This is a genomic window from Streptomyces sp. NPDC059455 (assembly GCF_042750115.1).
GTDB classification, from domain to species: Bacteria; Actinomycetota; Actinomycetes; order Streptomycetales; family Streptomycetaceae; genus Streptomyces; species Streptomyces endocoffeicus.
Window position 1 is genome coordinate 1 of record NZ_JBHYVB010000267.1, and the last position, 13053, is coordinate 13053.

Annotated in this window: 11 protein-coding genes; 5 read left to right on the top strand and 6 right to left on the bottom strand. The window is 71.0% G+C overall.

Annotated features, from left to right (window positions below; translation table 11 throughout):
- Positions 1-93: 93 nt before the first annotated feature.
- Positions 94-3231 (bottom strand): isoleucine--tRNA ligase, encoded by a 3138-nt coding sequence (gene ileS, locus ACFXB5_RS48185; RefSeq protein ID WP_385220994.1) that lies wholly within the window; start codon positions 3229-3231, stop codon positions 94-96.
- A 630-nt stretch (positions 3232-3861) separates the two neighbouring features.
- On the opposite strand from ileS, the gene ACFXB5_RS48190 reads away from it, so the two are divergent.
- The 4 genes from ACFXB5_RS48190 (at position 3862) to ACFXB5_RS48205 (ending at position 6757) form a co-directional block, all read left to right on the top strand.
- Positions 3862-4602 (top strand): TraR/DksA family transcriptional regulator, encoded by a 741-nt coding sequence (locus ACFXB5_RS48190; RefSeq protein WP_385220997.1) that lies wholly within the window; start codon positions 3862-3864, stop codon positions 4600-4602.
- A 70-nt stretch (positions 4603-4672) separates the two neighbouring features.
- Entirely contained in the window at positions 4673-5260 is a 588-nt protein-coding gene (gene lspA, locus ACFXB5_RS48195; RefSeq protein WP_385221000.1) for a signal peptidase II, read from the top strand.
- Positions 5261-5354: 94 nt separating this feature from the next.
- Positions 5355-6296, top strand: a complete 942-nt coding sequence (locus tag ACFXB5_RS48200) for an RluA family pseudouridine synthase (RefSeq protein ID WP_385221003.1) — start codon at positions 5355-5357, stop codon at positions 6294-6296.
- Positions 6293-6757 (top strand): GNAT family N-acetyltransferase, encoded by a 465-nt coding sequence (locus tag ACFXB5_RS48205; RefSeq protein WP_385221006.1) that lies wholly within the window; start codon positions 6293-6295, stop codon positions 6755-6757. Before ACFXB5_RS48200 ends, ACFXB5_RS48205 begins: the two co-directional genes overlap by 4 nt.
- Before the next feature lie 16 nt (positions 6758-6773).
- Here ACFXB5_RS48205 and ACFXB5_RS48210 read toward each other — a convergent pair whose 3' ends face one another.
- A complete protein-coding gene (locus tag ACFXB5_RS48210; protein ID WP_385221021.1) occupies positions 6774-7913 on the bottom strand; it encodes a mechanosensitive ion channel family protein in 1140 nt (379 codons plus the stop codon).
- 131 nt (positions 7914-8044) lie between these two features.
- On the opposite strand from ACFXB5_RS48210, the gene ACFXB5_RS48215 reads away from it, so the two are divergent.
- A complete protein-coding gene (locus ACFXB5_RS48215) occupies positions 8045-8635 on the top strand; it encodes a dienelactone hydrolase family protein (RefSeq protein ID WP_385221008.1) in 591 nt (196 codons plus the stop codon).
- A gap of 40 nt (positions 8636-8675) precedes the next feature.
- Here ACFXB5_RS48215 and ACFXB5_RS48220 read toward each other — a convergent pair whose 3' ends face one another.
- The 4 genes from ACFXB5_RS48220 to ACFXB5_RS48235 form a co-directional block, all read right to left on the bottom strand.
- Positions 8676-10307 carry an alkaline phosphatase D family protein gene (locus tag ACFXB5_RS48220; protein ID WP_385221011.1) on the bottom strand — a complete coding sequence of 544 codons (1632 nt, stop codon included), beginning with the start codon at positions 10305-10307 and terminating at the stop codon, positions 8676-8678.
- 265 nt (positions 10308-10572) lie between these two features.
- Complete coding sequence (locus tag ACFXB5_RS48225; RefSeq protein WP_385221015.1) at positions 10573-11400, bottom strand: thioredoxin domain-containing protein; 828 nt, start codon at positions 11398-11400, stop codon at positions 10573-10575.
- A gap of 63 nt (positions 11401-11463) precedes the next feature.
- Positions 11464-12141 carry a hypothetical protein gene (locus tag ACFXB5_RS48230; protein WP_385221024.1) on the bottom strand — a complete coding sequence of 226 codons (678 nt, stop codon included), beginning with the start codon at positions 12139-12141 and terminating at the stop codon, positions 11464-11466.
- 85 nt (positions 12142-12226) lie between these two features.
- Positions 12227-13053, bottom strand: an 827-nt coding sequence (locus tag ACFXB5_RS48235) for a thioredoxin domain-containing protein (protein WP_385221018.1), incomplete at its 5' end; no start/stop codon positions are given.

Below are 13053 nucleotides of genomic sequence, written 5' to 3' on the forward strand. Positions count from 1 at the left end.
AATTCAGCCCGTCCGGCGATTGAGGACCGGGGTCCGGGGCGGAGCCCTGGTTGTGGGAAGGGGCGGGTAGGGGAACAAACTCCCGGCGGAGTGTTACGCCTTGCGGAGGCGGAAGGTCAGGCCCAGCGGGGTGTCGGTGAACTCGTCGCCGTAGCCCTCTTCCCCGTTGCCCGCCGCGAAGTCGGTCGCGAGGACCTCGTCCGCGATCAGCTCGGCGTGGTCGGCAAGGGCCTGACGGAGCTCTTCGTCGGCCGACTGCCATCGCAGCGCGATCCGGTCGGCCACATCCAGTCCGCTGTTCTTACGGGCCTCCTGGATCAGCCGGATCGCGTCCCGGGCGAGACCCGCGCGCCGCAGCTCCGGGGTGATCTCCAGATCGAGGGCGACCGTGGCGCCCGCGTCGGAGGCGACCGACCAGCCCTCGCGCGGGGTCTCGGTGATGATGACCTCGTCGGGGGAGAGGGCGACCGTCTCGCCGTCCACCACGACCGACGCGTTCCCCTTGCGCAGCGCGACCGACAGCGCGGCCGCGTCGGCCTCCGCGATCGCCTTGGCGACCGGCTGGGTGCCCTTGCCGAAGCGCTTGCCCAGGGCGCGGAAGTTGGCCTTCGCGGTGGTGTCGACCAGCGAGCCGCCGACCTCGCTCAGCGACGCGAGCGAGGAGACGTTCAGCTCCTCCTCGATCTGGGCGCGCAGTTCGGCGCCGAGGGTTTCGAAGCCGGAGGCGGCGACCAGCGCGCGCGACAGCGGCTGGCGTGTCTTCACACCGGACTCCGCACGGGTCGCGCGCCCCAGCTCCACCAGGCGCCGCACGAGCGCCATCCGCTCGGAGAGGGCCGGGTCGATCATCGTCCGGTCCGGCTCCGGCCAGCTGGTCAGGTGCACGGAGGCCGGGGCCTCCGGGCTCACCGGGACGACCAGGTCCTGCCAGACCCGCTCGGTGATGAAGGGCACCAGCGGCGCCATCAGCCGGGTGACCGTCTCGATGACGTCGTGCAGGGTGCGCATCGCGGCGGCGTCGCCCTGCCAGAAGCGGCGGCGGGAGCGGCGTACGTACCAGTTGGACAGGTCGTCGACGAAGGCCGACAGCAGCTTTCCGGCGCGCTGGGTGTCGTACGCCTCCAGGGACTCGGTGACCTGCTCGGTGAGCGTGCCCAGCTCGCCCAGCAGCCAGCGGTCCAGCAGCGGCCGTTCGGCCGGGGCCGGGTCGGCCGCGGACGGCGCCCAGCCCGAGGTGCGGGCGTACAGCGCCTGGAAGGCCACCGTGTTCCAGTAGGTGAGCAGCGTCTTGCGCACGACCTCCTGGATGGTGCCGTGGCCCACCCGGCGGGCGGCCCACGGCGAGCCGCCCGCGGCCATGAACCAGCGCACCGCGTCCGCGCCGTGCTGATCCATCAGCGGGATGGGCTGAAGGATGTTGCCCAGGTGCTTGGACATCTTCCGGCCGTCCTCGGCCAGGATGTGACCGAGGCAGACCACGTTCTCGTACGAGGACTTATCGAAGACGAGCGTGCCGATCGCCATCAGCGTGTAGAACCAGCCGCGGGTCTGGTCGATGGCCTCGGAGATGAACTGCGCCGGGTAGCGCCGCTCGAAGAGCTCCTTGTTGCGGTACGGGTAGCCGTACTGCGCGAACGGCATCGAGCCCGAGTCGTACCAGGCGTCGATGACCTCGGGCACCCGCTCGGCCGTCAGCGAGCAGCCGTCGGCGGTGCAGGTGAAGGTGACCGCGTCGATGTACGGCCGGTGCGGGTCCAGACCGCTCTGGTCGGTGCCGGTCAGCTCGGAGAGTTCGGCGAGGGAGCCGACGCAGGTGAGGTGGGACTCGGCGCAGCGCCAGATGGGCAGCGGGGTGCCCCAGTAGCGATTCCGCGACAACGCCCAGTCGATGTTGTTATTGAGCCAGTCGCCATAGCGACCGGTCTTGACCGACTCGGGATACCAGTTGGTCTTCTCGTTCTCCCGCAGCAGCGCGTCCTTGATCGCGGTGGTGCGGATGTACCAGGACGGCTGGGCGTAGTAGAGCAGCGCCGTGTGGCAGCGCCAGCAGTGCGGGTAGCTGTGCTCGTACGGCACATGCCGGAACAGCAGCCCGCGCTCCTTGAGGTCCGCGGTCAGCGCCTCGTCGGCCTTCTTGAAGAACTGGCCGCCGACCAGGTCCAGGCCCTCCTCGAAGGTGCCGTCCGGGCGGACCGGGTTGACCACCGGCAGCCCGTAGGCCCGGCAGGTCAGCAGGTCGTCCTCACCGAAGGCGGGGGACTGGTGGACCAGACCGGTGCCGTCCTCGGTCGTCACATAGTCGGCGTTGACGACGTAGTGCGCGTCGGGGATCTCCACCAGCTCGAAGGGGCGCCGATAGTTCCAGCGCTCCATCTCGGCCCCGGTGAAGGACTCGCCGGTGACCGTCCAGCCCTCGCCGAGCGCCTTCTCGACCAGCGGCTCGGCGACGACCAGCTTCTCCTCGCCGTCGGTGACGACCACATAGCGCACCTCCGGGTGCGCGGCCACGGCGGTGTTGGAGACCAGGGTCCACGGCGTGGTCGTCCACACCAGCAGCGCCGCCTCGCCCGCCAGCGGGCCGGAGGTCAGCGGGAAGCGCACGAAGACAGAGGGGTCGACGACCGTCTCATAGCCCTGGGCCAGCTCGTGGTCGGACAGCCCGGTGCCGCAGCGCGGGCACCAGGGGGCGACGCGGTGGTCCTGGACCAGCAGCCCCTTGTCGAAGATCTCCTTGAGGGACCACCACACCGACTCGATGTACCCGGGGTTCATGGTCCAGTACGCGCCGTCGAGGTCGGTCCAGAACCCCATCCGGGTGGTGAGGTCGGCGAAGGCGTCGGTGTGCCGGGTGACGGACTCTCGGCACTTGGCGTTGAACTCGGCGATGCCGTACGCCTCGATGTCCTTCTTACCGTTGAAGCCCAGCTCCTTCTCGACCGCCAGCTCGACCGGCAGGCCGTGGCAGTCCCAGCCCGCCTTACGGTCGACGTGGTAGCCCCGCATGGTGCGGAAGCGGGGGAAGACGTCCTTGAAGACGCGGGCCTCGATGTGGTGGGCGCCCGGCATGCCGTTCGCGGTCGGGGGGCCCTCGTAGAAGACCCACTCGGGCCGTCCCTCGGACTGCTCGAGGCTACGGGCGAAGATCTTGTTCTCCCGCCAGAAGTCGAGCACGGCGTGCTCGAGGGCGGGCAGGTCGACCTGGGCGGGCACCTGGCGGTACTGCGGCGTCATCGGGGCTCTTCTTCCTCCGGCGGACACGTGCTCTTCCGTTTCCGTCGGAGGGACGAGAACCGTGCGTTCCCGCGGTACCACCCTCCTTGACCGGCAGCGGCTGGCTCCCGGCCCCCTCATTGGGATCGCGATGCCGGTTCTACTGACCCAGGGCGGGCGTTCTTCCGGCGGCTCCGGGGTGATCCTTCACATCGCGCTCGCCCCCGGGCTCACACCGTCCCCGGGTCGCTCTGGGCCGCCTACGACGCTACTCGTCCCCATCCATGCCTTTCGCTGCGCCCCAGTGTACGGGGCCGAGGAGGCCGGGGCCGACCGAATATGGCACTGCTCGGTCACTGCTGGGGCACTGCTGCGGTACTGCGCCGAGTGGGGGACGGCCGGGTCCGCGGACCGACCCGAATGGCCGGACGCCGGGGGCCGCGATCAGGGCAGTCACGCTGGGTCACCCCCGGGTGCCGGATCCCGGGCGGATTACCGGACGCGGAGTGGGGCACAACGGTGGAGACCGGGTTGTCGTACGGGCAAGCCGGGCGAATCGGGCGGCGTGCCCCGTTGCCGCCCGCCCGGAGTCGATTTATCGTTCCGGAACGATTCGCGCGCAAGATCACAATATGTGAAGGGGCCGCGGCCATGGTGGCGAGAAAGACCACCGTGCGGAAGAGCACGGCGAAGGCGACGAAGGCCGCGCCCGGCAAGGAGAGCGCCTCGGGCAAGAAGGCCGTCAACAAGACCGCGGCACCCGGCAGGGCCGCCGCGCAAGGCGCCGCCAAGGCGGCGAAGAAGAGCGCACCGAAGAAGAAGTCGGAGACGCCCGCCAAGAAGGCCGCGCCCGCCGACAAGGCGGTGCCCGCGAAGAAGACGGGAGCCAGGAAAGTGGTTGCGAAGAAGACCTCGGGTGGTGCGCCGACCGGCAAGAAGGCCACGACGACCGCGCCGCCCCTGCCCAAGGCCCGTGCGGCGGGCGCCCCCGTCGACCCCAGCGAGCTCGCGGTCCGCCCCGGCGAGGACCCCTGGTCGGCCGAGGAGGTGGACGAGGCGCGCGCCGGGCTGCTGACCGAGGCCGGCCGGCTGCGCACCGAGATCCTCGCCTCCGAGGAGGCGATCACCGGGCTGATGCGCGACTCAGGCGACGGCGCGGGTGACGACCAGGCCGACACCGGTACCAAGAACATCACCCGCGAGCATGAGATGGCCCTGGCCGGAAACGCCCGCGAGATGCTGCTGCAGACCGAGCGGGCCCTGGATCGGCTGGACACCGGGACGTACGGGCTGTGCGAGAGTTGCGGCAACCCGATCGGCAAGGCGCGGATGCAGGCGTTCCCCCGCGCCACGCTGTGCGTCGAGTGCAAGCAGCGCCAGGAGCGGCGCTGACGCCCGTACGTGTGTGCCGTACCCTCGTCCCTCACAGGGGGAGACAGACTCACGAGGTTGAGGGACTCACGTGACAGAGGCGGAGCAGGCCATCGGTACGCCGGAGGCGGGGAAGGCAGAGGGGGGCGCCGGGACCAGCGCCGCCGGATCCGGTGAGGCCTCGGCGGGCAGGGGGAAGCGGCGTGTCGGGGTGCTCCTGGCGGTCGCTGCGCTGGCCTATCTGATCGATCTGACCAGCAAGCTGGCCGTGGTCGCGAAGCTGGAGCATCACGCTCCGGTCGAGGTCATCGGCACCTGGCTGCAGTTCGAGGTGATCCGCAACCGGGGGGCCGCGTTCGGCTTCGGCGAGGCCATGACCATCGTCTTCACGGTGATCGCGGTCGGCGTCATCGTGGTGATCGCACGGCTGGCCCGCAAGCTCCACAGCCTGCCCTGGGCCATCGCGCTCGGACTGCTGCTCGGCGGCGCCTTCGGCAATCTCACCGACCGGGTCTTCCGGGCGCCCGGGGATTTGCAGGGGGCGGTCGTCGACTTCATCGCGCCCTCCCACTTCGCGGTCTTCAACCTCGCCGACTCGGCCATCGTGTGCGGTGGCTTCCTGATCGTGATCCTTTCCTTCCGCGGTCTGGACCCGGACGGCACGGTCCACAAGGACTGACCAGGGCCGACACCGGTCCGGTCCCGGGAGGGGCGTTACGGCCGGTATCCGACGGGCGTACGAACCGGTGCTCCCGGTCCGGCATACTCGTCAGGTGAGTACGATTCCCGAGATCCGCACCCTGCCCGTACCGGACGGTCTGGAGGGCGAGCGCGTCGACGCCGCGATCGCCCGCATGTTCGGTTTCTCCCGGACCAAGGCGGCCGAGCTGGCCGCCGCCGGAAAGGTGCAGCTCGACGGCAGCGTCGCCGGGAAGTCCGACCGGGTCTCCGGGGGCGCCTGGCTCGAGGTCGAGCTGCCGCAGGCCGCGCCGCCGGTGCGGATCGTCGCCGAGCCCGTCGAGGGCATGGACATCGTGCACGACGACGAGGACATCGTGGTCGTCTCCAAGCCGGTCGGTGTCGCCGCCCACCCCAGCCCCGGCTGGACCGGGCCCACCGTGATCGGCGGTCTGGCGGCCGCCGGTTTCCGCGTCTCCACCTCGGGCGCCGCCGAGCGCCAGGGGATCGTGCACCGGCTGGACGTCGGCACCTCCGGGCTGATGGTCGTCGCCAAGTCCGAGCTCGCGTACTCCGTGCTCAAGCAGCAGTTCCGCGAGCGCACCGTGGACAAGCGCTACCACGCGCTGGTCCAGGGCCACCCGGACCCACTGAGCGGCACCATCGACGCCCCGATCGGCCGCCATCCCCAGCACGACTACAAGTGGGCGGTGACCGCGGACGGCAAGCCGAGCGTCACCCACTACGACCTCATCGAGGCGTTCCGGGCCGCGAGCCTGCTGGACATCAAGCTGGAGACCGGCCGCACCCACCAGATCCGGGTGCATATGGCGGCCCACCGCCACCCCTGCGTCGGCGACCTCACCTACGGCGCGGACCCGACGCTCGCCAAGCGGCTGAAGCTGACCCGGCAGTGGCTGCACGCCGTGCGGCTCGGCTTCGAGCACCCCGCGCACGGCGGATGGGTCGAGTTCGAGAGCTCCTACCCGGATGATCTGCGCGGGGCGCTGGACATCGTGAAGGCGGAGAGCGCGTGATCGAGGTCGTGGCCGACGGGGACCTGTCCGGCTGTTTCGCGGTCCGCCGCGAGGTCTTCGTGGTGGAGCAGCGGATCCCCGAAGAGGAGGAGATGGACGCGTACGACGCGCATGCCGTCCACCTCCTGGCCACCGACGGCGGGGGCCGCCCGGTGGGCACCGTCCGCTTTCTGTACGGCGCGGCCGCGGACAAGAAGTACGGCCACGCCGGTGTCGACGGCGCCACCACCGCCGTGCTCGGCCGCCTCGCGGTGACCCGGGCGGCGCGGGGCACGGGGCTGGGGGCCGACCTGGTCCGGGCCGTCGAGGCGGAGGCCCACCGGCGCGGTCTGGCCGAGGTCTATCTGGAGTCCCAGACCCATGCGCTCGGCTTCTACGAGCGGCTGGGCTACGAGGCGTTCGGCGCCGAGTTCGACGAGGGCGGCGGCATTCCGCACCGCGCGATGCGACGGTCGCTGTAGCGCCGGGCCGCCGGGCTCACCGTGAGTGCCGGGCGTCCTTGCGCAGCCCGTCCTCGAAGCGGGCGAAGTGGTCCTGGCGCTCACGGCGGCGCTCGCTCTCCTGCAGCGCCTGCGGTGCCTGTGCGGCCGGGGCGGTGGCGATGCGCGGCAGCGCGTACGGATGGGCGTCCCGCAACCATGTGATCATCTTCTCGCGCACCTCGCAGCGCACGGTCCACGCGTCGTCCGGGTCCCGCGCCGTGATGAGCGCCCGCACCATGATGGTGCTCGGGGTGGTGTCCGTCACCACCAGGTTCCAGTCCCGGCCGTCCCAGGCCGGGGACTTCTGCACGATCTCGCGCAGGTGCTCCCGCATCTCCTCGATGGGCGCGGTGTGGTCCAGGTGGAAGTAGACCGTGGCCACCTTCTGGGTGCCGCCCCGCGACCAGTTCTCGAACGGCTTGTTGGTGAAGTACGACACCGGCATGGTGATGCGGCGCTCGTCCCAGGTCCGTACGGACAGGAAGGTCAGCGTGATCTCCTCGACCGTGCCCCACTCGCCGTCCACGACCACCGTGTCGCCGATCCGCACCATGTCGCCGAAGGCGATCTGCAGCCCCGCGAAGAGGTTCCCCAGCGTGGACTGGGCCGCCACACCGGCGACCACCCCGAGGATCCCGGCGGAGGCCAGCATGGAGGTGCCGACCGTGCGCATCGTCGGGAAGGTCAGCAGCATGGCCGAAGCCGCCACCACGCCGACGATCGCGGCCACCACCCGCTGGATCAGCGTCACCTGGGTGCGCACCCGGCGCACCCGCGCGGGGTCGTGCGCGCTGGAGGAGGCGTAGCGGAAGTAGGAGGACTCCACCACGGCCGAGGAGACCCGCACCATGAGCCACGCCGTGGCCGCGATGAGCACCAGCGCCAGCAACTGGCCGATCGCCGACCCGTGCTCCTGGACGACCCTCGCCTGCGTCTCGTCGTACGAACCGCTCAGCAGCGCCGTGCACACGGTCACCTGAAGAGGGAGCCGACAGCGGCGCAGATGACCCCACAGGGGGGTCTCGGGATGCCGGGCATCGACCCTCCGCAGCAGCCAGTCGGCGGCCCAGCCGATGAACAGCGTGATGGCCAGTGAGCCGCCGATGACAATGAGCGGACGCAGCACGTCCTCCATGGACACCTACCTCATCCTTCCCAGGGGAGACTCCAGGGTGTCCTGTCCCGCCTTCCCCGGATCGGGTGTCCTCAGACTGTGACTGGCACGATAGGAGGGGGCGATCCACGGAAAGTGAAACGGGAAGGAAAGTGACGGCGGTGGCCGATACCTCGACGATTGTGCTGTTCCACTCCGCGTATGGGCTGCGGCCCGCCGTGCACGAGGCGGCCGGCCGGCTGCGCGCGGCCGGGCATGAGGTGGTCGTGCCGGACCTGTACGAGGGGGAGACCGCCGAGACCGTCGAGGACGGCATGGTGATCAAGGAGCGGATCGGCCGGGACGAACTGCTGAAACGGGCCATCACCGCCGCCGCGCCGTACTCGGACCGCGGGCTGGTCTACGCCGGGTTCTCGCTCGGCGGCTCCCTGGCGCAGAACCTGGCGCTGGCCGACGACAAGGCGCGCGGACTGCTCCTGCTGCACGGCACCTCGGACATCGCCGACGACGCCGCGGCCGATGACCTGCCGGTGCAGCTGCATGTGGCCGACCCCGACCCGTTCGAGCCGCACGACTGGCTCAACGCCTGGTATCTGCGGATGCGGCGGGCCGGTGCCGATGTGGAGGTCTTCCGCTACGGCGGGGCCGGGCACATCTTCACCGACCCCGAGCTGCCGGACTACGACAAGGAGGCCGCCGAGGCCACCTGGCGGGTGGCGCTCGGCTTCCTGGCGAGCCTCTGAGCCTTCAACGCACGGGTGGGCCCTAACGCACGGGCGAGCCCTAGCGCACGGGCGCGTCGGCGCGCTCGACCTTCTGGCTGCCCGCCTGGGTGCGGTACGACCGCGTCCAGGCGCTCGTGGCGTGCGGATCGGTCCGGTCCGAGACGATGTAGTAGTCCATCTGGGCCCGCTGCGGGGTGACATCGAGCACGCCGTAGCCGTGTGAGTCCATGTCCACCCACTTCACATGGCGGTTGGCGGCCCTGATCGCGGCGGCCGCGACCAGGGACACCGTCTGCGGCGCCACATGGAGCAGATCGTCGAGGTTGTCGGAGGTCACCGAGGTGACCACGAACTCGGTCGCGGCCGACCGGGAGAGCGGATAGGTGGCGGCCTTCACCGGTACGTCGTTGGCCCACGCCATATGGATGTCACCGGTGAGGAAGACCGTGTTGCCGATCCCGTGGTCGGTGAGGTGGGCGAGCAGCTCGCGCCGGTCGTCCGTATAGCCGTCCCACTGGTCGGTGTTGATGGCCAGGCCGCCCTTGGGCAGTCCCAGCAGCTCGGCGAGCGGGCCCAGCAGCTCGGCGGGGAGGGCCCCGAAGGCGACCGGCGAGATCATCACCGAGTTGCCCACCAGCCGCCAGGTGGTGTCCGAGGCGGTCAGGCCCGACTTCAGCCAGTCGAGCTGGGCGCGCCCGGTCAGGGTGCGCTCCGGGTCGTCCACGTCCCCGCTGCCGGTGGCCGCCTGCTGGGAGCGGAACGAGCGCAGATCGAGCAGGTGGAGATCGGCGAGGGTGCCGTAGCGCAGCCGCCGGTAGGTGGTGCCCTGGGTGGAGGGGCGCACCGGCATCCACTCGAAGTACGCCTGCTTGGCGGCGGCCACCCGCTGGGCCCACGCCCCCTCGGTGCCGGGCGTGTGGTTCTCCGCCCCGCCGGACCAGGCGTCGTTGGCGAACTCGTGGTCGTCCCAGATCGCGATCAGGGGGAGCGCGGTGTGCAGCGCCTGGGCGTCGGGGTCGGTCTTGTAGTTCCCGTGCCGGACGCGGTAGTCGGCGAGCGTGACGATCTCGTGGGTGGGGGCGTGCGGGCGGAGGACGTCCTTCGTCTCCGGGTATTCGCCGCTCTTGTACTCGTAGATGTAGTCGCCCAGATGGAGCACCGCGTCCAGGTCGGTTCGGGCGGCCAGATGGCGGTACGGGGAGAACCAGCCCGCCTCCCAGTTGGCGCAGGAGACCACGCCGAAGCGCAACCCCTCGGTCGCGGCGTCGTATGCGGGGGCGGTGCGGGTGCGGCCCACGGGGGAGCGGACGCCGCCGTCCACGCCGAAGCGGTAGAAGTAGCCGGTGGCGGGCCGCAGCCCGCGCACATCGGCCTTGACGGTGTGGTCGGTGTCGGCGGCGGCCTTGACGGTGCCGTGGGCGACGACCGAGCGGAAGTCCCGGTCCTCGGCGACCTCCCAGGTCACCTCGACGGCGGGGCCGAGCCCCGAGCCGGGCACGGCGTCGGGGGCGGGCGTGATTCGGGTCCACAGCAGGATCCCGTCGGGCAGCGGGTCGCCCGAGGCGACGCCGTGCAGGAAGGCGGGCCCGGAGGCGGCGGTGGCGGTGGGGCCCGGGACGAGGGGCAGCAGGGCGGCGGCGGCCGCCGCGGCCGTGACGGCGCTTCGGCGCGATATGTGGAGGTCGGTCACGGCCGAGGAGATTACTGACAAGTAGCCCCCGAGGACAGGGGGCTTGGGGGATGTTCGCCCACCCGTCGCCGCCAGGTCACCGGCGCGCTCGCCGCCAGGTCACCGGCGCGGTCGTCGCCCGGTCACTGGCGCGGTCGTCGCCCGGTCACCGCCCAGGCCGCCGGGTCACCGCCACCGCCGTCCGCCCATACGCCGTCGGGGGGCGCGCCGCGCCGCCCCCCCCCCGCGCCCCCCCCCCCCCCCCCGGGCCGGGATGGGCCGGACGCTACTTCTTGAGCTCCTGCTTGACGAGCGGGGTGAACTGGTCCGGGGTCATCGGCGGGTTTTGGCCCACCATCAGCTTCTTCCCGTTCATCTTGAAGGTCGGGGTGGCGTCGACGTCCTTGGTGTCGTTGAACGACTTGGACATGGCCAGCGCCCACCGGTCGTAGGTGCCGTTCTTCACGGCCTTCTCGAAGTCCGTGTTGCCCTTCAGCTCCTTGACCTGCTGGGCGACGTCGATCAGCTTCTGGTCGTTCGCGAACGCGTCATCGGTCTCCTGCGGGTGGTTCTTCGGCGCGTACAGCGCCTCCTTGTAGTCCAGGAACGCCTGCGGGCTGACGTTGAGGGCCGCGCCGAGCGCGCTCAGCGCGTTCTTGGAGCCGGCGCCGGGCTGCTGCTTGTTGTCGTCGAGGAAGGTGCCCATGGTGAACTGCGCCTTGTAGGTGCCGTCCTTGATGTCCTTGAGCACCGTCGGGCCGGTGAACTTCTCGAACTGGGCGCAGACCGGGCAGCGCATGTCCTCGTAGACGTGCAGGGTGTTCTTGGCCTTCTTGTCGCCGATGACGACCGTCGTGCCCTGGGGGCCGGTGGCGTTGGCGGGCTTGGCGAACGTCTTCTTCTCGGCCGCCGTCCGCCACTTCTGGTTGGCATCGTCCGAGTTCATGCTGGTGACGGCGTAGCCGATGCCGCCGGCTATCGCGAGGACCGCGACGACCGCGCCGCCGACGAACAGCTGGCGCCGCATCCGGTCCTTCTTGGCCTGGCGCTCGCGCTCGACACGCAGCCGTTCGCGCGCGGCCTGCTTGTTCTGCTGGCTGTTGCGATTGCTCATGATGGTTCGATCTCCGTGGGTGTGCGTCGTCAGTAATGCGTACGGGGGTGTGGAGCGCTGTGCTCAGGCAGCGGCCGAGCAGGGCGGTCCACGACGCACCACGGAGTGCACGAGGAGAGGGAGGGGCGGTGCCGGGCGCACCGGCCGTACGGGCCGCGGGGCCCGGCGGTGGGGCAGCGGGGCCGCCGCGTGGACCGCGACGGCCAGCAGCAGCGGCCGGAAGGCGAAGGCGGCCAGGGAGGCCAGCAGACGGCTCAGGGCGGCCTCGCCGCGCCGCAGCCAGGCCGAGGCGATCAGACCCACCGCGATATGCGCGGCGAGCAGCAGCCAGGGGGTGGCGGAGCTCACGGCGGCCGCCAGCGGGCCGGCGACGCCGTTCTGAGAGACCCCGGACAGCGGACCGCCGAAGTCGCCCCCGCACAGCACGGTGACCCCCATGGAGCGCAGGGAGCCCGCCACCGGGCCGCCGGACTGTCCGTAACACGCCTGCTGGCCGGTGGTGAAGATCGTGTCGGCGGCCAGCTCCAGCGGGATCAGCAGGGCCGCTATGGACCAGAAGCCCCGCTCCCGGCCCGCGAGGGCGTACGCGACGGCGAAGACGGCCACCGCGAGCGCGGCGACGGTGCCCAGCGGCAGCGGGGCCCGCGACAGCAGGACATGCGAAGCCGAGGACAGCGTGACGCACAGCGCTGTGAAGAGCGCCGCGCGCACTGCCCTCAGCTGCGGTCCGGTGCCGTCCATGACTTCGAATTCTGCCATGAACGGCTGTAGGGACCATGTGAAGAATCGGCCCGGCGGTCGGCTACCCGCCCTTGACCTGCGTGTTTCACCCCTTGAGCTGTTTGTCCACCGCGTCCGTGAACTCCGTCGCGGTCGCGGGGGTGGAGCCGCCGCTGCCCGTCAGCTGGGAGCCGTCGAGCTTGACGGTGGGGGTGCCGCTCACCCCGGAGGCGTCGAAGTCGGCGATCATCTTCTTCGCCCAGGGGTCGTAGGTGCCCACGCGCAGAGCCTCCCGGAAGGAGGCGTTCGTCTTGAGCGCGTACACCTCCTGGGAGACGGTCAGCAGCTGGTTGTCGTCGGCGTAGGAGTCCTTGCTCTCCTCGGGGTGGTTCTTCGCCGACATCAGGGCGGCCTTGTAGTCGAGGAAGGTGTCGGTGCTCACGTCCAGCGCCGCCCCGAGGGCGCTCAGGGCGTTCGCGGAGCCGCTGCCGCCCATGTTCTTGTCGAGGATGGCGGCGAAGTGGAACGAGACCTTGTACTTGCCGGCCTTGATGTCCTTGGCGATGGTCGGCCCGACCGCCTGGTCGAAGGAGGCGCACGGCGGGCAGCGCAGGTCCTCGTAGACATCGAGGGTGTGCCCGGCACCGGCCTCGCCGATCACCACGGTGGTGCCGCTCGGCCCGGAGCTGTGGGCGGGCGTGACGAGATTTCCCGGGCCCTGTGAGCCACCGGAGCCGTCCGGGTCCCCGGAACCGCCGGGGCCCGGCGCTCCCGGCGGGCCCTGGACGACATCGTCCGACGAGCCGCCCCGGGAGCCCCTGTCGTCATCCGTGAACACGAGAACGCCAGCGACCACCGCGGCGGGGGGCGGCCCCCCGGGGTCGGCGCGGTGGGCCGCGGTGGGCGGGCCGGGCGCCGGGGCGGGAGCGCCCC

What these genes read in the sequence shown, in the direction of transcription:
- ACFXB5_RS48210 (WP_385221021.1), bottom strand. Translation starts at nt 7,913, where the DNA reads ATGGAGGACGTGCTGCGTCCGCTCATTGTCATCGGCGGCTCACTGGCC.
- ACFXB5_RS48190 (WP_385220997.1), top strand. Translation starts at nt 3,862, where the DNA reads ATGGTGGCGAGAAAGACCACCGTGCGGAAGAGCACGGCGAAGGCGACG.
- ileS (WP_385220994.1), bottom strand. Translation starts at nt 3,231, where the DNA reads ATGACGCCGCAGTACCGCCAGGTGCCCGCCCAGGTCGACCTGCCCGCC.
- ACFXB5_RS48225 (WP_385221015.1), bottom strand. Translation starts at nt 11,400, where the DNA reads ATGAGCAATCGCAACAGCCAGCAGAACAAGCAGGCCGCGCGCGAACGG.
- ACFXB5_RS48230 (WP_385221024.1), bottom strand. Translation starts at nt 12,141, where the DNA reads ATGGACGGCACCGGACCGCAGCTGAGGGCAGTGCGCGCGGCGCTCTTC.